19 protein-coding genes are annotated in these 19,349 nt (G+C 59.1%); 2 read left to right on the forward strand and 17 right to left on the reverse strand.

The genetic code is table 11. From position 1 onward, the window contains the following. Window positions 1-18 precede the first annotated feature (18 nt). The 14 genes from AAEZ06_RS16950 to AAEZ06_RS17015 form a co-directional block, all read right to left on the reverse strand. The gene (locus tag AAEZ06_RS16950) at window positions 19-987 is read right to left on the reverse strand and encodes a GTP 3',8-cyclase MoaA (RefSeq protein WP_149413495.1); all 969 of its coding nucleotides are present in this window, start codon (window positions 985-987) and stop codon (window positions 19-21) included. Between the two features lie 127 nt (window positions 988-1,114). After that, complete coding sequence (locus AAEZ06_RS16955) at window positions 1,115-1,768, reverse strand: TetR/AcrR family transcriptional regulator (protein WP_149413496.1); 654 nt, start codon at window positions 1,766-1,768, stop codon at window positions 1,115-1,117. 460 nt (window positions 1,769-2,228) lie between these two features. Further along, on the reverse strand, window positions 2,229-3,011 hold the full coding sequence (locus tag AAEZ06_RS16960) for a TatD family hydrolase (protein WP_133099176.1): 783 nt from the start codon (window positions 3,009-3,011) through the stop codon (window positions 2,229-2,231). 65 nt (window positions 3,012-3,076) lie between these two features. Further along, complete coding sequence (locus AAEZ06_RS16965) at window positions 3,077-4,066, reverse strand: DNA polymerase III subunit delta' (protein WP_133099177.1); 990 nt, start codon at window positions 4,064-4,066, stop codon at window positions 3,077-3,079. Further along, window positions 4,059-4,691, reverse strand: coding sequence for a dTMP kinase (tmk, locus tag AAEZ06_RS16970; RefSeq protein WP_149413498.1), 633 nt, complete (start codon window positions 4,689-4,691; stop codon window positions 4,059-4,061). The genes AAEZ06_RS16965 and tmk overlap by 8 nt, the downstream gene beginning before the upstream one ends. Before the next feature lie 19 nt (window positions 4,692-4,710). Next, window positions 4,711-5,850 (reverse strand): endolytic transglycosylase MltG, encoded by a 1,140-nt coding sequence (gene mltG / locus AAEZ06_RS16975; RefSeq protein WP_149413499.1) that lies wholly within the window; start codon window positions 5,848-5,850, stop codon window positions 4,711-4,713. A 1-nt stretch (window position 5,851) separates the two neighbouring features. Next, window positions 5,852-6,667, reverse strand: coding sequence for an aminodeoxychorismate lyase (gene pabC / locus AAEZ06_RS16980; protein WP_350615304.1), 816 nt, complete (start codon window positions 6,665-6,667; stop codon window positions 5,852-5,854). After that, window positions 6,667-7,911, reverse strand: coding sequence for a beta-ketoacyl-ACP synthase II (gene fabF / locus AAEZ06_RS16985; RefSeq protein WP_149413501.1), 1,245 nt, complete (start codon window positions 7,909-7,911; stop codon window positions 6,667-6,669). Before fabF ends, pabC begins: the two co-directional genes overlap by 1 nt. 107 nt (window positions 7,912-8,018) lie before the next feature. Next, window positions 8,019-8,258, reverse strand: coding sequence for an acyl carrier protein (gene acpP / locus AAEZ06_RS16990; RefSeq protein ID WP_133099182.1), 240 nt, complete (start codon window positions 8,256-8,258; stop codon window positions 8,019-8,021). Window positions 8,259-8,450: 192 nt separating this feature from the next. Next, a complete protein-coding gene (gene fabG, locus AAEZ06_RS16995; protein ID WP_133099183.1) occupies window positions 8,451-9,194 on the reverse strand; it encodes a 3-oxoacyl-ACP reductase FabG in 744 nt (247 codons plus the stop codon). A gap of 17 nt (window positions 9,195-9,211) precedes the next feature. Continuing rightward, window positions 9,212-10,150 carry an ACP S-malonyltransferase gene (gene fabD / locus AAEZ06_RS17000; protein ID WP_149413502.1) on the reverse strand — a complete coding sequence of 313 codons (939 nt, stop codon included), beginning with the start codon at window positions 10,148-10,150 and terminating at the stop codon, window positions 9,212-9,214. A 128-nt stretch (window positions 10,151-10,278) separates the two neighbouring features. Next, on the reverse strand, window positions 10,279-11,289 hold the full coding sequence (plsX, locus tag AAEZ06_RS17005; protein WP_149413503.1) for a phosphate acyltransferase PlsX: 1,011 nt from the start codon (window positions 11,287-11,289) through the stop codon (window positions 10,279-10,281). Between the two features lie 4 nt (window positions 11,290-11,293). Next, window positions 11,294-11,476 (reverse strand): 50S ribosomal protein L32, encoded by a 183-nt coding sequence (rpmF, locus tag AAEZ06_RS17010; RefSeq protein ID WP_008152339.1) that lies wholly within the window; start codon window positions 11,474-11,476, stop codon window positions 11,294-11,296. Between the two features lie 13 nt (window positions 11,477-11,489). Continuing rightward, the gene (locus AAEZ06_RS17015; protein ID WP_133099186.1) at window positions 11,490-12,017 is read right to left on the reverse strand and encodes a YceD family protein; all 528 of its coding nucleotides are present in this window, start codon (window positions 12,015-12,017) and stop codon (window positions 11,490-11,492) included. Window positions 12,018-12,122: 105 nt separating this feature from the next. Here AAEZ06_RS17015 and AAEZ06_RS17020 point away from each other — a divergent pair, with 105 nt between their 5' ends. Continuing rightward, window positions 12,123-12,701 (forward strand): Maf family protein, encoded by a 579-nt coding sequence (locus tag AAEZ06_RS17020; protein ID WP_149413504.1) that lies wholly within the window; start codon window positions 12,123-12,125, stop codon window positions 12,699-12,701. Between the two features lie 54 nt (window positions 12,702-12,755). On the opposite strand, the gene AAEZ06_RS17025 is transcribed toward AAEZ06_RS17020, so the two are convergent. The 3 genes from AAEZ06_RS17025 to rluC are packed head-to-tail and all read right to left on the reverse strand — an operon-like array spanning window position 12,756 to window position 15,375. Then, a complete protein-coding gene (locus AAEZ06_RS17025) occupies window positions 12,756-13,745 on the reverse strand; it encodes a S49 family peptidase (RefSeq protein ID WP_350615308.1) in 990 nt (329 codons plus the stop codon). A 21-nt stretch (window positions 13,746-13,766) separates the two neighbouring features. Next, window positions 13,767-14,429: an HAD-IA family hydrolase gene (locus AAEZ06_RS17030; RefSeq protein WP_149413506.1), complete on the reverse strand. Its 663-nt coding sequence runs from the start codon at window positions 14,427-14,429 to the stop codon at window positions 13,767-13,769. Next, a complete protein-coding gene (gene rluC / locus AAEZ06_RS17035) occupies window positions 14,416-15,375 on the reverse strand; it encodes a 23S rRNA pseudouridine(955/2504/2580) synthase RluC (protein WP_149413507.1) in 960 nt (319 codons plus the stop codon). Before rluC ends, AAEZ06_RS17030 begins: the two co-directional genes overlap by 14 nt. A gap of 767 nt (window positions 15,376-16,142) precedes the next feature. Between rluC and rne the strand changes: the two genes are divergently transcribed. After that, the gene (rne, locus tag AAEZ06_RS17040; protein WP_149413508.1) at window positions 16,143-19,325 is read left to right on the forward strand and encodes a ribonuclease E; all 3,183 of its coding nucleotides are present in this window, start codon (window positions 16,143-16,145) and stop codon (window positions 19,323-19,325) included. Window positions 19,326-19,349 lie beyond the last annotated feature (24 nt).

Below are 19,349 nucleotides of genomic sequence, written 5' to 3' on the forward strand. Positions count from 1 at the left end.
TTGCGCCAGCTTGAGCGACTAGCCGCCAATGATCTTCATGATCGTGGCCCCGCCGGAAAACGCCACTTCCTGCTTGTCACCCAAGGCCTTGACCAGCAAGCGCTGCAAGGCCGGCAAAGCCTGGTGACGCGGCTTGTCCAACAGGTCGCCGACATAGTGGCGATTGCTCGACGACAGGCAGCCATGCAGCCAACCGGTGGACGACAGGCGCAACCGTGAGCAGGTACGGCAGAACGGCACGCTTTCGTTGGCGATCACGCCGAAGAAGCCTTTGCCGGGCACTTCATAACGTACCGCGGTGGCATCCACCGGAGCGTCGGCTTGCAGGTAGTCGTGATGGGCGCCAATCAGGCTCAGCAACTGCTGCAGGCTGACGAACTGCTGGAGGAAGGCATTGGAGTCGCTGGCCAGGTGGCCCATGCGCATCAATTCGATAAAGCGCAGCTCGTAGCCACGCTCCAGGCAATAGTCGAGCAGCGGCAGAACCTGGTCCAGGTTCTGCCCGCGCAACGGCACCATATTGACCTTGATTTTGATCCCTGCGGCGCGCGCCTGGTCCATGCCATCGAGCACGGTGGCCAAGTCGCCGCCACGGGCGATGCTGCGAAAGGCATCAGCGTCCAGGGTATCGAGAGAAACGTTGATCCGGCGAATCCCTGCATCCACCAACAACGGCAGCTTGCGGGCCAGCAGTTGGCCGTTGGTAGTCAGGCTGATATCACTCAGGCCCATCTTGCCTACCGCGCCCATAAAGGCTTCAAGCTTGGGGCTGACCAGCGGCTCGCCACCGGTAATACGCAGGCGATCGATGCCGGCAGCCTCGATCAGATAGGCGACGCCCCGCGCCATGGCCTCGGCCGAGAGTTCGTCCTGCGCAGCCACCAGCCGCTTGCCGTTTGGCACGCAGTAGGTACAGGCGTAGTTGCAGGCTGAGGTCAGGCTGATTCGCAAATTGCGAAAACGCCTGCCTTGACGATCAACGATCATGGATCACTCCGGCAGAGGATAATTCGGGCACACTAAAACCTGACTGATAAATCAGATTTTAGCAAGAACCTTACCTGAGTATATTCCTGGGTTACTGCACCTAGCAGTAAATTATCTGGCAATTGACTTAGGCGGCAGGCGTTTCGGCACTCGGCAGCTCGGTGCTGTGCTTGCGCTTGTTGCCCATGCGCACGCCGATGTCCATCAGGAACTGGAAGAACCCTTCCTGATCTTCCAGCACGTTGCTCCAGAACGGCGAGTGGTACAGCGCCACGGCGCCGTGCACCAACGCCCAAGCGGCGCAGTAATGGAAATATGGCGGAACGTCTTCGAGCTTGCCTTCGCTGATGCGGCCCTTGATCAACAGGGTCAGGCGTTCGAAGTTCGAGGCACGAATCTTGTGCAGTTCCTCGACCATCTCGGGCACCTGGTTGCCCTTGACCACCTTCTCTTCCAGACGATCAAACAAGCGGTAGCGTTGCGGGTCGCGCATGCGGAATTCGAAATAGGCTCGGGACAAGGCTTCCTTGTCCTTGTCGACATCGGCCGAGTGCAGCAACTCATTCAAATCCCGCTCGTAGTCGAGCATCAGGCGCAAATAGATCTCGGCCTTGGACTTGAAGTGCTTGTAGATCGTGCCTTTGCCGATACCCACGGCATCCGCAATCATCTCGACAGTGACGCTGTCTTCACCCTGTTCGAGGAACAGCTTGAGTGCGATGTCGAGAATTTCCTGCTCGCGGCGGCGAAACTCACGGACCTTACGGGGTTCTTTGTGCATAAGAAAAAGGTCTGCAGAGGTCAGTAATGGAAGGGTTACGTACCGCATGCTTCGATTGGCGATGCGTGACGGAACGTTTTACCCGGTCCGAGGGATTATCCGGACTGTACGGTCGTTGGGCAACGTCTATATGAACAACCCTTGCACTTAACTTACAGCTCGCCAACGATTGGAGCTATATGGGTCAGAAATAATACGCACCACCCTGCAGCGTGCATCGTCTCAATGAGAACTCAACCGAAGCGGGCGTATTCCAAATCTGTTTAAAAAACGATCAGATGCGGCTGGACTGAACGGGATACTGATCAATACTTGAAATGTCGGCGTGACATCTCCCCCAAGTGACGCGCCGATATGGGCACCGACGGACTGTGTGCCCTTGTTTTACTCCTAATGGTCTTAACCCGGATTCACCCCCCAGAACCCGGGTTTTTTTTGCCTGGGATTTAACCCGCGCGCATTAACCAACGTGAGCCTGCGCAAACAGGCGCTTGAAGTTCTCTGTGGTCTGCTCGGCAAAGCGCTCGTAGGACTCGCCCCGCAACATCGCCAGATAGTCCGCCACATCCCGCACGTATTCCGGCAGGTTCGGCTTGCCACGATGAGGGATAGGCGCCAGGTAAGGCGAGTCGGTTTCCACTAGCAGGCGGTCCGCCGGTACTTGGCGTGCCACATCCCGTAGGGCGTCGGCATTGCGAAAGGTAACGATACCCGACAAGGAGATGTAGAAGCCCAGGTCCAAGGCAGCCTTGGCCATGTCCCAATCTTCAGTGAAGCAATGCAGCACACCGGCCTGGGGCAGCGCGGCTTCCCGTAACAGTGCCAAGGTATCGGCACGGGCGCCACGGGTGTGAACGATCACCGGTTTGCCGGTCTGTTGCGCGGCTTGCAGGTGCAGGCGAAACGACGCTTGCTGCAACTCGGCCGCTTCCGGTTCGTAGTGATAATCCAGGCCTGTCTCGCCGATCGCGACTACTCGGGGGTGATTGAGCTCACCCAGCAGCCAATCCAGGGCCGGCGCTTCGCCGGGCTTGAGGTCCAGGGGATGGATACCCACCGAGCAATCGACATCGGCATAGCGCTCGGCCAAGGCTTTGACGTCGGCGGCGTTTTCGGCGCTGACGCCAATGCACAGGAAGTGCCCTACCCCGCGCTGGCGAGCAGCGTCGAGAGCGGCGTCCAGGGAACCGTTGTGTGCAGTAAGGTCGAGACGGTCAAGGTGACAATGGGAATCTACGAGCATAGGAAGTTACAACTTGCGTCACAGGGAGTGTCTGACCAACGGTAAACCCGTGGGCCCCGAAAAAATCAGCGGCGGCCGAGCAACCCGACCCATTGCACCAGCAACGCCTCAAGCAGCAGCACCCGATTGAGGTTGGCCTTGCCCAGGACTTTCTGGCGCTGGGCGAGTATCCAGTCCTGAATATTCAAGACCTTGTCCTGAGCGCTCTTTTGCGCCAGGTATTGCACAACCTTACGCATATCCATCAAGCCCAGACCGCTTTCATCCTGGGTCAGTTGGTAGCGCAGAATCAGGCTGGACCAGTCGCAGAACCAGTCGAACAGCAGCAGCAGTGGAATATCTTTCCAGGCTGTTTCGGCCAGTTGCGTGGCGGATAGCTCTTGCTTGAGCAGTTTTTTCACGCCATCGACCACCAACGCCCGTTGCTCGCGCACGCCCTGAGCCTGCAACTTGACTGCGGCCAATGGCGAGCCGGCAGCCAGGGTCAGCAACTCGATACGCGCTTCTGCACTGCACTCCGGCAAGGCTTGGCCCAACCACTGCAAACTCATGGCCTCGCTCGGCAACGGGCAAGCCTGTTGCACGCAGCGACTGCGAATGGTCGCCAACAAACGGCTGGACTGGTGACTGACCAACAGCAGCACGGTGTTGCCAGACGGCTCCTCCAGGCTTTTGAGCAAGGCGTTGGCAGCGTTGATGTTCATCGACTCTACCGGCTCGATCAACACCACCTTGCGTCCACCCATCTGTGCGGTCTGCACCACAAAGCTGACCAGGTCACGAACCTGATCGACCTTGATTGCCTTGTCGGCTTCTTCCGGTTCCAGCACGTAGTTGTCCGGATGACTGCCGGCCTTGAGCAGCATGCACGATTTGCACTCGCCGCAGGCTTCCAGGCCATGCGGACGCTGGCACAGCAGGCTGGCCATCAAGCGCTCGGCCAACGCCCGCTTGCCGATGCCCACCGGCCCATGGAGCAAATAGGCATGGGCGTGCTGGGCACGACCGGCCAGTTGCTGCCACAGACTGTCCTGCCATGGGTAGGCTTCAGCCACGGTAAAGCTCCAACAGTTTCGGCATCAGGGCATCCAGTGCCCGCTGAACCTGAGTCAGAGGCTGCGCCGCGTCCACCAGGCAATAGCGCGCCGGGTCTGCCTTGGCGCGCTTGAGATAGGCACTGCGCACGGCGTCGAAAAATACCCGGCCTTCCAGCTCGAAGCGGTCAAGGCGCCCACGAGCGCTGGCTCGGGCCAGACCGACTTCCACCGGCAGGTCGAACACCAGGGTCAAGTGTGGGCGCAAGTCGCCCTGGACAAAGGTTTCCAACGTCGCGATACGTTCAAGGGACAAGCCACGGCCGCCGCCCTGATAGGCGTAAGTGGAATCGGTAAAACGGTCACAGATCACCACTGCGCCACGGGCCAGGGCCGGGCGAATCACTTCGCCCAGGTGCTGGGCGCGGGCGGCAAACACCAGCAGCAGCTCGGTGTCCGGGTTCATCTGCTCGTCGCCCGGAGCCAGCAACACCTCGCGGATCCGCTCGGCCAGGGGCGTACCGCCCGGCTCGCGAGTCAGCAATACCTCGATGCCTTCGGCCCGCAGGCGTTCGGCCAAGTATTCGCGGTTGGTGCTTTTGCCTGCGCCTTCCGGGCCTTCCAGGGTAATAAACAAGCCAGTCACAGGCAGTCCTTAGTCAGAGTCATTGCGGGCTTTGTGGCGCAGCGGCGTCAGGTGCCGGGGATTGCTCCGCCGGGACTTCGGGCGGTGCGTCAGCAGGGAGCGGCGTACTGTCCACCGGCTTCGCTGCCGGCGCAGGGCTGGAACGATAATCGGCGCGGCGCTTGATCTGGTACTCACGCACAGCAGAATTATGCGCATCCAGGTTGTCGGAGAAAATATGGCTACCGTCGCCACGGGCAACAAAATACAGGCTACTGCCAGGCACCGGGTTCAGTGCAGCATGAATCGCTTCGCGGCCGACCATGGCAATCGGCGTCGGCGGTAAACCGGGAATCGTATAAGTATTGTAGGGCGTAGGCTCCTTGAGATGAGCGCGGGTCAGCTTACCGTTGTACTGCTCGCCCATGCCGTAGATCACGGTCGGGTCGGTTTGCAGCGGCATGCCGATTTTCATGCGTCGCACAAACACTCCAGCAATCTGCCCGCGCTCTTCAGGCACTCCGGTCTCTTTTTCCACCAGAGAAGCCATGATCAGCGCTTGATAAGGTTCGGTGTAGGGAACAGCCGGGGCACGCTTGCTCCATTCCTGGGCAAGGACATCGTCCAGACGGCTGTAGGCCTTCTTCAGCAGTTCGGCGTCAGTCATGCCACGCACGAAGCGGTAGGTATCGGGGAAGAAGCGCCCTTCCGGAAAGACGCCCGGATGGCCGAGCTTGTCCATCACCTCGCTGTCACTCAAGCCTGACAGGGTCTGCTCGATCTTTTCATGCTTGGCCAGGGCGGCGCGCACTTGGCGGAAGTTCCAGCCCTCCACCAGGGTCAAGCTGTATTGCACCACCTCACCGCGCTGCCACAGGCCGATCAGGCCCTGCGCAGTCATGCCGGGAGACATGCGGTACTCACCACTGTGCAGTGGCTGACCATCAAGGTTGAAGCGCCAGTAGAGACGCAACCAGAACGCGTCCTGGATCACACCATCAGCTTGCAGGCGATTGAAGGTGCCTGTCGGTGTCGATCCGGCGGGCACATCCAGCAACTGCTCTTGCGTCAGGCTCAAGGGCTGCTCAAGGGCGCTATTGAGCTTCCAGGCCGAAGCACCCAGCAGCAAACCTGCCAGGACCAGACCAATCTCCAGCAGCAGTACAAATTTACGTCTCAAATCAAATATCCAATAGCGCGCGAACAATGCCTTGCAGTTTACGGGTGAGTGGCCCAATCGACCAGCTCATCACCCCACACCCATGCACCGGCCAAATGCCATATACGCTGTTGCAAACAAAGACTTCGTCCGCCTGCTGCAACTGTTCAAGGCTGATATCGGTGACATTCACCGGGATACCCAACGTACCCGCCTGGGCCAACACCTCGGCCCGCATGACGCCGGCGACACCGCAGCGATTCAGATCAGCGGTCAGCAACATGCCGTCACGAACCAGGAACAAATTGCTGAAGACGCCTTCGATGACTCGACCGGAGATATCCAGCATCAAACCTTCGGCGTGATCGGCATCCTGCCACTCGGAACGGGCAATCACCTGTTCCAGGCGGTTGAGATGCTTGAGACCCGCGAGCACGGGTTGCTCGGACAAACGGGTGGCGCACGGAAACAGGCGTATGCCCGATAAAGCATGCGTGTCTGGATAAGTAGCGGGCGGATTGCCCTGCAGAATACGGCGCGCTGTTGCGCCAGGTTGAATGCCATAACCGCGCTGGCTGTCGCCTCGGGTCAGGATCAGCTTGAGTACACCATCGCCCAGTGCGGCGGCATAACTCAGCAATTCGCTGCGGATCAGGTTCTGATCCGCAACAATCGCCAAACGCCTGCAGCCTTCGGCGAGGCGCTGCAGGTGGCGGTCGAGCAGCACGGGGCGCCCAGCCTTGACGGCAATGGTTTCAAACAAGCCATCGCCGTATGCCAGGCCGCGATCTTTCAGAGGCACTGTGTCCGCTGGCTGACCGTCGACCCAGCTGTGCATCACTCGGCGAACCGGCGGAACACCAGAGAACCGTTGGTGCCACCAAAACCGAACGAGTTGGACAACACCACATCGATCGGCATCTTCTGCGGCTCGTGAGGCACGAAGTTCAAGTCACAGCCTTCGTCTGGCTCATCAAGGTTGATGGTCGGCGGTGCGACCTGATCCTTGATCGCCAGCACGCTGAAGATCGCCTCGACCGCGCCCGCCGCACCTAACAGGTGACCGGTCATGGACTTGGTGGAGCTGACCGCCAGGTTGTAGGCGTGCTCGCCGAACACCGACTTGATGGCCTCGGCTTCCGCCAAGTCGCCAGTCAGCGTCGAAGTGCCGTGGGCGTTGATGTATTGCACCTGGTCGACGTTGATCTTCGCATCCCGCAGCGCATTGGTGATGCAGCGCGCTGCACCCGCACCGTCAGCCGGTGGCGACGTCATGTGGTAGGCGTCACCGCTCATGCCGAATCCGATCAACTCGGCGTAGATGGTAGCGCCACGGGCCTTGGCGTGCTCCAGCTCTTCGAGGACCAGCGCACCGGCACCGTCGGACAGCACGAACCCATCACGGCCCTTGTCCCACGGACGGCTGGCACGGTCCGGCTCGTCATTACGAGTCGACAGCGCACGGGAAGCACCGAAGCCGCCCATGCCCAGCCCGCAGGCGGCCATCTCGGCGCCACCGGCGATCATCACGTCCGCCTCGTCATAGGCGATATTGCGCGCCGCCATGCCGATGCAGTGAGTACCTGTGGTGCAGGCTGTGGAAATGGCGTAGTTAGGCCCCTGCGCACCCAGGTGGATGGACAGGAAACCAGAAATCATATTGATGATCGAACCTGGCACGAAGAATGGTGAAATTCGACGAGGCCCGGATTCGTGCAGGGTGCGGCTGGTTTCTTCGATATTGGTCAGACCACCAATACCCGAACCCATAGCCACTCCGATGCGCTCACGGTTGGCGTCGGTTACTTCCAGGCCGGCATTTTGCACCGCCTGAAAACCTGCTGCCAAACCGTATTGAATGAACAGGTCGAGTTTACGGGACTCCTTGATCGAGAGATATTCCTCGACATTGAAGCCCTTTACCGAGCCGCCAAAACGGGTGGAATAGGCAGAAAGGTCCCTATGTTCAATCAGACCAATACCACTGCGGCCAGCCAGAATGCCCTGCCAACTGCTCGGCACATCCGTGCCCAGTGGCGATAACATACCCATACCGGTGACTACGACGCGTCTACGCGACACAGCACTCTCCTTTTTCTAATGACGACACTTTGCATCAGGCCTAAAGGAAAAAACCGCACGCCATAGGGCAGTGCGGTTTTTCCATCACAGCAAGCGACGATTACAAATTACTTGCTATCGTGAGCAGTAACGTAGTCGATAGCAGCTTGAACGGTAGTGATTTTTTCAGCTTCATCGTCAGGGATTTCGGTCTCGAATTCCTCTTCCAGAGCCATCACCAGCTCAACGGTGTCAAGGGAGTCGGCACCCAGGTCTTCAACGAAGGAAGCGCTATTGGTCACTTCTTCTTCTTTAACGCCCAGTTGCTCGGCAACGATTTTCTTGACGCGCTCTTCGATGGTGCTCATACCTTGTTTTCACTCCTAATGGACAAATTCAGGCAGCTGGCCAGTGGGTAAGTGTATAGAAAGGCTTTTCAGTTTTTCAACTGAAAGCTTCACCCTCCTACCCTATCGGCCATCTGACTATAAATAGATTGCAGCTTTATAACGGATTTTAGACAGCACGTATGACATTTTTTTGAAGCAATCCGTCACAATTTAACTCATGTACATCCCGCCGTTCACCGGAATTGTAGCTCCAGTCACGTATGCCGCACCGTCGGATGCCAGGAAAGCGACCACATTCGCGATCTCTTGAGCCTGGCCCAGACGGCCCAGCGGAATCTGCGTCAGCAAGGCTTCACGCTGTGCTTCAGGCAATTCGCGGGTCATATCGGTATCGATGAACCCAGGGGCCACCGAGTTGACCGTAATCGACCGCGAGCCGACTTCACGCGCCAATGCACGACTGAAACCTTCCAGACCTGCCTTGGCGGCTGCGTAGTTTACTTGGCCTGCGTTGCCCATGGCACCTACTACCGAGCCAATATTGATAATTCGGCCCCAACGCGCCTTGGTCATGCCACGTAAAACCCCCTTGGACAGGCGAAACAGACTGTTCAAGTTGGTGTCGACAACGTCATGCCACTCGTCGTCTTTCATGCGCATCATCAGGTTATCGCGGGTGATACCGGCATTGTTGACCAGAATAGCCGGCACACCGAATTGCGCCGATATTTCGGCCAATACCGCTGCGACTGATTCGTCACTGGTCACATTGAGCTCAAGGCCCGTGCCTTGAACGCCGTTTTCCTTCAAGGTCGCGGCGATACGCTCGGCGCCGGCGGCGGAGGTCGCGGTGCCGATGACTACAGCGCCCAGGCGCCCCAACTCCAGGGCGATAGCCTGGCCAATCCCGCGGCTTGCGCCGGTCACCAGTGCAACTTTACCTTGCAGACTCATGCAGGCTTCTCCTTATTTCAGGCCTGTGCCGCAAGAGCGGCAGCGAAGGCATCCGGGGTATTGAGATTGGAAGTCGACACGCCTTCGGCGCAGCGCTTGTTCAGGCCGGCCAGGACTTTGCCTGGACCACATTCGACCAACTGCGTGGCACCTTGAGCAGCCAAGGCCTGGATCGATTCAACCCAACGGACTGGCTTGTACAGCTGCTCAAGCAAGTCACGCGTGAGGGTTTCCAAGTCTGGGGCAACAGCAGCGCTAACGTTTTGCACCAGCGGGATCTGTGGCGCCTGCCAGTTGATCGCGGCGACTGCCTGCGCAAAGCGCTCGGCAGCCGGGCGCATCAATTCGCAGTGGGACGGCACACTGACTGGCAGCGGCAGCGCACGCTTGGCACCACGAGCCTTGCAGCCTTCGATGGCGCGCTCGACAGCGGCCTTGGCACCGGCGATCACCACCTGGCCTGGCGAGTTGAAGTTGACGGCGCTGACCACTTCGCCCTGGGCCGCTTCGGCGCAGGCTGCAATCACGTCAGCATCTTCCAGACCGAGAATGGCAGCCATGCCGCCCTGCCCAGCTGGAACAGCCTCTTGCATCAGTTGGCCGCGACGCTCTACCAGCTTGACCGCTTCACCGAGGGTCAGGCTTCCAGCCGCCACCAGGGCGCTGTATTCGCCCAAGCTATGGCCAGCGACGTAGGCCGGGCGCACACCACCTTCAGCCAGCCAAAGACGCCACAGCGCGATAGAGGCGGTGAGAATGGCCGGCTGGGTCTTGTCAGTTTGATTGAGCTGCTCTTCCGGCCCCTGCTGGGTCAGCGCCCAAAGGTCGTAACCCAGGGCGTCGGAAGCTTCCTTGAAGGTTTCCAGAATCAGCGGATATTGCGCGCCCAACTCGGCCAACATGCCGAGGGACTGCGAACCTTGCCCTGGAAAGACGAATGCGAGGGATGTAGACATGTAACAAGCCCCTAATGATCTGGTCGTCGGAGAATTGACGCCCCACAGGTGGGAGCGCAAGAAACTGACAAATTGGATGGTCAATTGAACTGGCCGGTCACATTGTAAGCATTCCCGGACCAATTCGCCTAAGGCAGCAGATCCTCAAGACGGCCGTGCAAGCGTTGCGGCAGGCTTTCCTGGATTTCGATCAATGCACGCTGAATGGCACTTTGAAAGCCCTGCACCCCTGCTGAACCGTGACTTTTCACCACTATCCCCTGCAAGCCAAGAAAACTCGCGCCATTATGCCGCGCTGGCGCCAGGTCTGCCTGCAGTCGCCGCATCAACGGCAGCGCCAAGGCGCCCACCAGGCGCGAAGCCAGGTTCCTCCTGAACAACGTCTCGATGCGCGCGGCAATCATGGTGGCCAGCCCCTCGCTGGACTTGAGCAGGATATTGCCGACAAAACCGTCGCACACCACCACATCCGCTTCGCCGCGATACAAACCGTCACCTTCGATAAACCCGATGTAGTTCAAGCCCCGCGCGCGCTGCAGGAGGCTGGCGGCCAGCTTGACTTGCTGATTGCCCTTGATGTCCTCGGTGCCGATATTCAGCAAGGCAACCCTAGGCCGGACAACACCCAGCGCTTCGGCCGCCACTGAGCCCATCACAGCAAACTGCAACAGATTCTCGGCACTGCAATCGACATTCGCCCCCAGGTCCAGCAATTGGCAATAGCCACGCTGAGTCGGAATCGCCGCCACCATCGCCGGTCGATCAATCCCTGGCAGGGTCTTCAGCACATAGCGCGACAAGGCCATCAAGGCCCCGGTATTGCCGGCGCTGACTACGGCCTGGACCTTGCCATCACGCAACAACTCAAGCGCTACGCGCATGGAAGAGTCAGGCTTGCCACGCAAGGCCTGCGCAGGTTTTTCATCCATGCCGATGGTTTCGCTGGCGGCCGTAATCGTCAGGCGCACGCGATCCACAGCCGAATGGCTGGCAATCAGTTCTTCAAGTAGGGAGGGTTGACCGACGAGGGTCAGGTGCAGCGAGGGCGTGGCAGACAGGCAAGCAATGCTGGCCTGAACAATGCTGCGGGGACCGAAGTCCCCGCCCATTGCGTCAATCGCGATGACTTGAGCAGACAAGTGATTACTCGTCAGCGCCCTTGTCGATCACTTTACGGCCACGGTATACGCCTTCTGGCGATACGTGGTGACGCAGGTGAATTTCACCGGTGGTTTTTTCTACAGACAGAGTGCTAGCCGTCAGGGCGTCGTGCGAACGACGCATGTCACGGGCAGAGCGGGATTTTTTGTTCTGCTGAACAGCCATAATTGATTAACTCCTAAACGTTTGGGTCACGCTTTAACTGCGCCAATACACTGAACGGGTTGGACCGCGTTACCTCGTCCTCGCTCGGTTCGGGCTCATCGAGACCCGCCGGCTGCTGGCATTCTTCCGGATGATGAGCAGGCACAATGGGCAAGGCAAGCAAAAGCTCCTCCTCAACCAGTGACTGCAGATCCAAAGGATCTTCGCCCAGTTCCAGAACGTCATAACCTTTCGGCAACGACTGGGTATTCGCACCCTCTTTCACCACAACATAACTGCATTCGCTGTGGATCGGCAGGGTGACCAGCTCAAGACAACGCTGGCAAACCATTTTGACCTCGGTGTCGATAAAGCTGTGGATCACCACAGACTTACGTTCATCTCGCTCAAAAATAAATTTAGCCTGCACCGTACCGACAGTGTCGGAAAGCGGGTCGCAGAGTCTCTCCAAATCGGCCAGCAGCAGTTCACCTTGAAGGGTGGTGCCACGATCAGCCAATTTGCGCGGGTCAACGTGAGGTGGAATCGGGTCATTCAACATAGGCGCAGCATTATAGGGATGCACCCAGCCATGTCAAAGGAAATTCAGCCCTGTGCGTCACCCGACCACCTCGCTAGAATCCGCGACTGCCTTGAGGAGACGCCCATGCTGCCTTTATTACTTGCTTCAAGCTCGATTTATCGCCGGGAATTGTTGAACCGCTTGCACCTGCCGTTCATCTGCAGCTCGCCCAATATCGACGAAAGCCACCGACCGGACGAGTCCGCCGCAGAGTTGGTCAAGCGCCTGGCCGAAGAAAAAGCCCGCGCCCTTGCTGGCAGCCATCCAGGCCACTTGATCATCGGATCGGACCAGGTAGCTGCACTCGACGGAAAAATCATCGGCAAGCCCCACACCTTCGAAAACGCCCGCGAGCAACTGCTGGCAGCCAGTGGCAAGCGCGTCAGTTTTCTCACCGGCCTAGCCGTACTGAACAGCAACACCGGCCACTGCCAGGTCGACTGCATCCCCTTTACCGTACACATGCGCACGCTCGACGCAGCACGCATCGAGCGCTACCTGCGCATTGAACAGCCCTACGACTGCGCTGGCAGCTTCAAGGCCGAAGGCTTGGGGGTAAGCCTGTTTCAAAGCACTGAAGGCCCTGACGCGACCAGCCTGGTGGGTTTGCCGCTGATTCGACTGGTAGATATGTTGCTGGCCGAAGGCATACAGATTCCGTAACCCGCCAAAACAGAAAACCGGCCACAAGGGCCGGTTTCCATTAAGCGGTGTCAATCAGCGCAAGGTCGGCCCTTGAAAGCCCATCCACATCGCCAACTGCTCAGCCACACTAGCGCCGAGCTTTTTCGAGAAGCGATCAAACGGCGACTCCTGGACGGTGAAGTCCACTAGCTCTTTCTCGCCAATCACATCGCGCGCTACTGAACTGGCACTGCCCAGGCCATCGATCAAGCCCAGCGGTAGCGCCTGCTCACCCGACCAGACCAACCCCGAGAACAGCTCCGGATGATCTTTATCCTTGAGCCGATCACCGCGCCCTTGCTTGACGCTGGCAATGAACTGCCGATGAGTGGTATCCAGCACGCCCTGCCAGAACTGAGTTTCGTCAGCCTTTTGCGGCTGGAACGGATCCAGGAACGACTTGTGCTCGCCAGACGTGTAGGTGCGGCGCTCAACACCCAGCTTCTCCATGGCGCCAACAAAGCCGTAGCCGGCCGCCGTCACACCAATGGAGCCCACCAGGCTAGCCTTGTCGGCGTAAATCTGATCAGCGGCACTGGCGATGTAGTAGGCACCAGAAGCCCCCAAGTCGGAAATAACCGCGTACAGCTTGATGTCCGGGTGCAAGGCGCGCAGGCGACGAATTTCGTCATACACGTAACCCGACTGCACCGGACTACCACCCGGACTGTTGATGCGCAGAATCACGCCCTTGACCTTGGAGTCCTCGAAAGCCGTCCGCAGGCTGCTGACGATGTTGTCGGCGCTGGCAGACTCCTTGTCGGCAATCACCCCGCGCACTTCGATCAATGCTGTGTAATTACCGCTACGGGTGGCGCTTTTCTCCATATCCACCAGCGGACTGAACAGCGCCAGCATTCCCAACAGGTAAATAAAGGTCAGGAGCTTGAAAAAGATCCCCCAACGCCGGGAGCGACGCTGCTCCTGGACACTGGCCAGCAAGGTTTTCTCCAGCAGCTTCCAACTTTTGTCATCGCCGCTATCGGCACTGGCCTTCTCAGGCGCTTTCCACTCATCGGTCATGCCATCTACCCCAGCAAATACTTAACTAGCCCGACTGAGCCAGGCCTGCAATTCAGCAAAACGGTCAATCGTCAGCCTTGGCTCATACGCCTGCAAGGCTTGGCCAGACTGGGCGCCGTAGCTGACCGCCACGGAATCCATCCCGGCATTACGCGCCATCATCAGATCGAACGACGCATCACCCACCATCAACGCCTGACGGGGCGACACGCCACAATGAGCGAGGATCTGCTCAAGCATCAGAGGATGAGGCTTGCTGGCGGTTTCATCCGCAGCACGAGTGACATCAAAATAATCTTCCCAACCATGCGCCTTGAGCACCCGATCCAGGCCTCGACGGGCCTTGCCGGTGGCCACCGCCAAGTGATAGCCCTCGGCACGGAACGCTTCCATGGACTGCACCACCCCCTCAAACAGCGGCGAAGGCTGGGCATCCAGAGCCATGTAGTGATCGGCATAGCGCTGACGAAACGCTACCAGCTCATCGTCGCCAATCTCCGGGTACAGGGTGCGGATTGCTTCCGGCAAGCCCAGGCCGATGATGCCCTTGACTGCCAGGTCGCTGCACAGCTCATACCCAGAACGCGCCGAAGCCGCATGCATCGACTCCACAATCCGACCAATGGAATCGCACAGAGTGCCATCCCAATCAAAGATCAGCAGCTTGTAGTCAAGGCGCGACACTCAGGCGCTCCACGGTCTTGGCCCACATTTCATCGACAGGCGCTTGTAGCTTCAATTCGCCACCATCGGGCAGCGGCACAGTCAGCATATAGGCGTGCAGGAACAAGCGCTTGCCGCCCAGGTCACGGATTTCCTTGGAGAAACCCTCGTCACCGTACTTGGTATCGCCGGCAATGCAGTGACCCGCATGCAGGGTATGAACGCGAATCTGGTGGGTACGACCCGTAATGGGCTTGGCCTCAACCATCGTTGCGAAGTCACCAAAGCGACGCAGCACCTTGAACAGGGTCAGCGCTTCCTTGCCCTCCTCGTTCACCTCGACCATGCGCTCGCCGGAGCGCAGGTTGCTCTTCTGCAACGGCGCTCGCACGCTCTTGATCGACGTCGCCCAGTTGCCACGGACCAGGGCCATGTAGCGTTTATCGATACCGTCACCGCGCAGGGCGGCGTGCAGGTGGCGCAACATGCTGCGCTTTTTCGCGATCATCAGCAGGCCGGAGGTGTCACGATCCAGGCGATGGACCAACTCCAGCTCCTTGGTATCAGGGCGCAACTGACGGAAGGCTTCGATCACCCCGTAGTTGAGGCCGCTGCCCCCGTGCACAGCAATGCCGGCAGGCTTGTTGATCACGATCAGCGCCTTATCTTCGAAGATAATCGACGCCTCAAGGCGCTGCAACAGCCCCTGAGCCAAGGGAACGGGCTCGTCGCGCTCAGGCACCCGTACCGGCGGCACACGGATGATATCGCCCGCCTGCAACTTGTACTCGGGCTTGATTCGGCCCTTGTTCACGCGCACTTCGCCTTTACGCAAAATGCGATAAATCAAGGTCTTGGGCACGCCTTTGAGCCTGGCAAGAAGAAAGTTGTCGATGCGTTGGCCGGCATATTCCGGCGAGACCTCAAGCAGCTGGACGCTGGGGGTCTGGGGGGCGGTAGTCGTCATGGCGAGAATGATAACAATTTTTTATGGAATTGAAGCACTTAATCATTGCTGCTATAGTCGCGAACGTCGCCAAAAGCGGCCTGGACAGAGGACTAACGGCAAACAGCCGGCCCTGACCATCGCAATTCATCAGGACGCGAGGCCGTCCTACGGGGCTTTCGCCACCTTGGAAGGCTCAAGATTGTAACAAGCGCAGGTGACATGAGGCCTGAAGCGAGTGCAAAGAGCAGAGCAATTACTCGCCTTTTGCGCCGATATTTACGGCCAGTTCACAAAGTGCAGTCAGTCTTGAACCAGACCACGGCGAATGCTTCGGAAACAACGCCTGTTACGAGCTGAGTGAGAGCACAGTTGCCCACACCCGGTCTTGTTTAGCCATGAGCGTGGTCTCCCCATTGGAGAACACGGTAAATGCCAACCCGCTGCGGATTCTGCGCGCGGCAGCACCCGATTTATCAGGGATACGTGTAGGGTGGAGATGCACAACCGTCGGACTGTGTAGCACTAGGCTTATATTTAGACGCTTCATCTCGTCCACAGTCGCCGGTTGATTCCTCCTCCTGACCTTAGCTTTTGTTTAAGTGGTGCGTTAGTCACCACAGCAAACAAGCAGGACGCGTCCGTCGCGACTTTGTCCCATTGGACAGATGTCGCTGGACACTGGAGTGGCCAACCACTCTTGACGCACCTGACACCGACCGTGAGAAGTCGTGTGTGCCGAACGCCGTTTCCGGCAGCCCGGAAACCGACGGTATAACATGAAAAGAATGCTGATTAACGCAACTCAACCCGAAGAGTTGCGTGTTGCACTGGTAGACGGCCAACGCCTCTACGACCTGGACATCGAGTCCGGTGCACGCGAGCAAAAGAAGGCCAACATCTATAAAGGCCGGATTACTCGTATCGAACCAAGCCTTGAGGCTGCCTTTGTCGATTTCGGCTCCGAGCGCCACGGCTTTCTGCCCCTCAAAGAAATCTCCCGCGAATACTTCAAGAAAGCCCCTGAAGGCCGCGTGAACATCAAGGACGTCCTGAGCGAAGGCCAGGAAGTCATCGTTCAGGTGGAAAAAGAAGAACGTGGCAACAAGGGCGCCGCCCTGACCACCTTCATCAGCCTGGCTGGCCGCTATCTGGTTCTGATGCCGAACAACCCACGTGCTGGTGGTATTTCCCGCCGCATCGAAGGTGAAGAGCGCAACGAACTGCGTGAAGCACTGAACGGCTTGATCGCTCCGGCCGACATGGGCTTGATCGTGCGCACTGCCGGCCTGGGCCGCAGCAGCGAAGAAATGCAGTGGGACCTCGATTACCTGCTGCAACTGTGGACCGCTATCAAAGAAGCGTCCCTGGATCGTTCCGCGCCGTTCCTGATCTATCAGGAAAGCAACGTGATCATCCGCGCCATCCGCGATTACCTGCGCCAGGATATCGGCGAAGTGCTGATCGACAGCGTTGAAGCCCAGGACGAAGCCCTGACCTTCATCCGCCAGGTGATGCCGCAGTACGCCAGCAAGATCAAGCTGTACGAAGACAGCGTCCCGCTGTTCAACCGTTTCCAGATCGAAAGCCAGATCGAGACCGCTTTCCAGCGCGTCGTTGAACTGCCTTCCGGTGGTTCCATCGTTATCGATCCGACCGAAGCCCTGGTGTCCATCGACATCAACTCGGCGCGCGCCACTAAAGGCAGCGACATCGAAGAAACCGCACTGCAGACCAACCTTGAAGCCGCCGAAGAAATCGCCCGTCAGTTGCGCCTGCGCGACATCGGCGGCCTGATCGTCATCGACTTCATCGACATGACCCCTGCCAAGAACCAGCGCGCCGTGGAAGAGAAAGTCCGCGAATGCCTGGAAGCCGACCGTGCCCGCGTACAGGTTGGCCGCATCTCGCGCTTCGGCCTGCTGGAAATGTCCCGTCAGCGCCTGCGTCCTTCGCTCGGCGAAAGCAGCGGCATCGTTTGCCCGCGCTGCAACGGCACCGGCATCATCCGTGATGTTGAATCGCTGTCCCTGGCGATCCTGCGCCTGATCGAAGAAGAAGCCCTGAAAGACCGCACTGCCGAAGTCCGCGCCCAGGTGCCGATCCCGGTTGCAGCCTTCCTGCTCAACGAAAAACGCAACTCGATCACCAAGATCGAACTGCGCACCCGTGCCCGCATCGTCATCCTGCCGAACGATCACCTCGAAACGCCGCACTTCGAAGTGCAGCGCCTGCGTGATGACAGCCCGGAAGCACACGTCAATCTGTCCAGCTACGAAATCGCTGCTGCCGCTGCCGAAGTGGAAGAAGTCCAGCCAGCCGCCGCGACCCGCACCCTGGTTCGTCAGGAAGCGGCCGTCAAGACCGCACCGGCCCGTGCCAACGCACCGGTTCCGGTTGAAGATGTCGCCCCGGTTGCAGCACCTGCCGCCCTGCCGGAGCCAAGTCTGTTCAAGGGCCTGGTGAAGTCGCTGGTCAGCCTGTTCGCCACCAAGGAAGAGCCTGCTGCTCCAGTTGTCGTCGAGAAGCCGGCCACCGAACGCCCTGCTCGCAATGAAGAGCGTCGCAACGGTCGCCAGCAGAGCCGCAACCGTAACGGTCGCCGTGACGAAGAGCGCAAGCCTCGCGAAGAACGTGCTCCGCGTGAAGAACGCGCACCACGTGAAGAGCGCCAGCCACGTGAAGCCCGTGAAGAAACTCCGGTCGTAGCCCGCGAAGAACGTGCGCCTCGTGAAGAACGTGCACCGCGCGCACCTCGTGCACCTCGTGAAGACCGCAAGCCTCGTGGCGAGCGTGAAGAACGTGTGCGTGAACTGCGCGAACCGCTGGATGCCGCTCCGGCCGTCGCCGCTGTTGCTTCGACCGAAGAACGCCCAGCTCGCCAGCCGCGTGAAGAACGTGCTCCACGTGCACCGCGTGAAGAGCGTCAACCTCACGCCGAGCAGGCTGTTACCGCCAGCGAAGAAGAAGAACTGCTGTCCAACGAAGAGCAACTGCAGGAAGACGGTCAGGACAACGCCGAAGGCGATCGTCCACGCCGCCGCTCCCGTGGCCAGCGTCGTCGCAGCAACCGTCGCGAGCGTCAACGTGATGCCAACGGCAACGTGATCGAAGGCTCCGAAGAAACCGGCGAGGCTAACGAAGCCAACGACGACGACAGCGAACCAACCAGTGCCGAACTGGCCGCTGGCCTGGCCGTTACCGCTGCCGTTGCCCGCTCGGTCATCAGCGCACCCGCTGAAGCCCAAGCCAACGAGCAGGCTGAACGCGCCACTGCTGCCGTACAGGAAAACGCTGTAGTTGAGACGCCAGTCGTCGAAGCGCCAGTCGTTGAAGCCTCGACGCCTGCGGCTACTGAAGTGGAAGTTGCGCCAATTCGCGAAGTTCGCGAGCCTCAGCCTGAAGCCGAAGTGGTATCCGAGCCTACCGTTGTTGTTGAACAACAGCCGGCCGTTGAAGCCGCTGTCGAAACGCCAGTGGTCGAAGCAACCCCAGAAGTGCGTGAAGTTCGCGAAGAACAGACTGCCTTCCAATGGACTGCCGAACCCGCCGCCGCTTTCGAAGCACCAGCGCCTGCCCCGGTAGAAGAAACTCCAGCGCCAGTTGCTGAAGTCATCGCCGCCGAGCCAGTAGTTGTTGCAGCTCCGGTCGTCGAAGAAGCGCCAGTGGTTACCGAAGTTGCCGCTCCGGTGATTGAAGCTCCGGCCAGCGCCCTGACCGAAAATGGCCGTGCACCAAACGACCCGCGTGAAGTGCGTCGTCGCCGCAAGGAAGCCGAACTGGCTGCCGCTGCTGCTCCAGTAGCTGCACCGGTTGTCGCTGAAGTGGTCGAGGCTCCTGCCCCGGCAGCCGAAGCCGTGGTTGAGCACACTACCCCCGCCATCGACGAGAACCTGCGTTCCGTTGAGGAAGTGGTAGAGCACAACCCACAAGCCCTGGAAGAAGAGCACGAGCCTAAACCCCTCGCCTGATTCCATCGGCCACTAAAAAGCCCC

Origin of the sequence: Pseudomonas sp. HY7a-MNA-CIBAN-0227, assembly GCF_040310325.1 — a bacterium.
In the GTDB taxonomy this organism is placed as follows: Bacteria; Pseudomonadota; Gammaproteobacteria; order Pseudomonadales; family Pseudomonadaceae; genus Aquipseudomonas.

Excerpts from the sequence above, each read along its gene's own strand:
- fabD (WP_149413502.1), bottom strand. The coding sequence starts at position 10,150 with ATGTCTACATCCCTCGCATTCGTCTTTCCAGGGCAAGGTTCGCAGTCC.
- rne (WP_149413508.1), top strand. The coding sequence starts at position 16,143 with ATGCTGATTAACGCAACTCAACCCGAAGAGTTGCGTGTTGCACTGGTA.
- AAEZ06_RS16955 (WP_149413496.1), bottom strand. The coding sequence starts at position 1,768 with ATGCACAAAGAACCCCGTAAGGTCCGTGAGTTTCGCCGCCGCGAGCAG.
- AAEZ06_RS16950 (WP_149413495.1), bottom strand. The coding sequence starts at position 987 with ATGATCGTTGATCGTCAAGGCAGGCGTTTTCGCAATTTGCGAATCAGC.
- pabC (WP_350615304.1), bottom strand. The coding sequence starts at position 6,667 with ATGCACAGCTGGGTCGACGGTCAGCCAGCGGACACAGTGCCTCTGAAA.
- AAEZ06_RS17020 (WP_149413504.1), top strand. The coding sequence starts at position 12,123 with ATGCTGCCTTTATTACTTGCTTCAAGCTCGATTTATCGCCGGGAATTG.
- acpP (WP_133099182.1), bottom strand. The coding sequence starts at position 8,258 with ATGAGCACCATCGAAGAGCGCGTCAAGAAAATCGTTGCCGAGCAACTG.
- rluC (WP_149413507.1), bottom strand. The coding sequence starts at position 15,375 with ATGACGACTACCGCCCCCCAGACCCCCAGCGTCCAGCTGCTTGAGGTC.
- AAEZ06_RS17025 (WP_350615308.1), bottom strand. The coding sequence starts at position 13,745 with ATGACCGATGAGTGGAAAGCGCCTGAGAAGGCCAGTGCCGATAGCGGC.
- AAEZ06_RS16960 (WP_133099176.1), bottom strand. The coding sequence starts at position 3,011 with ATGCTCGTAGATTCCCATTGTCACCTTGACCGTCTCGACCTTACTGCA.
- rpmF (WP_008152339.1), bottom strand. The coding sequence starts at position 11,476 with ATGGCTGTTCAGCAGAACAAAAAATCCCGCTCTGCCCGTGACATGCGT.
- AAEZ06_RS17015 (WP_133099186.1), bottom strand. The coding sequence starts at position 12,017 with ATGTTGAATGACCCGATTCCACCTCACGTTGACCCGCGCAAATTGGCT.
- fabG (WP_133099183.1), bottom strand. The coding sequence starts at position 9,194 with ATGAGTCTGCAAGGTAAAGTTGCACTGGTGACCGGCGCAAGCCGCGGG.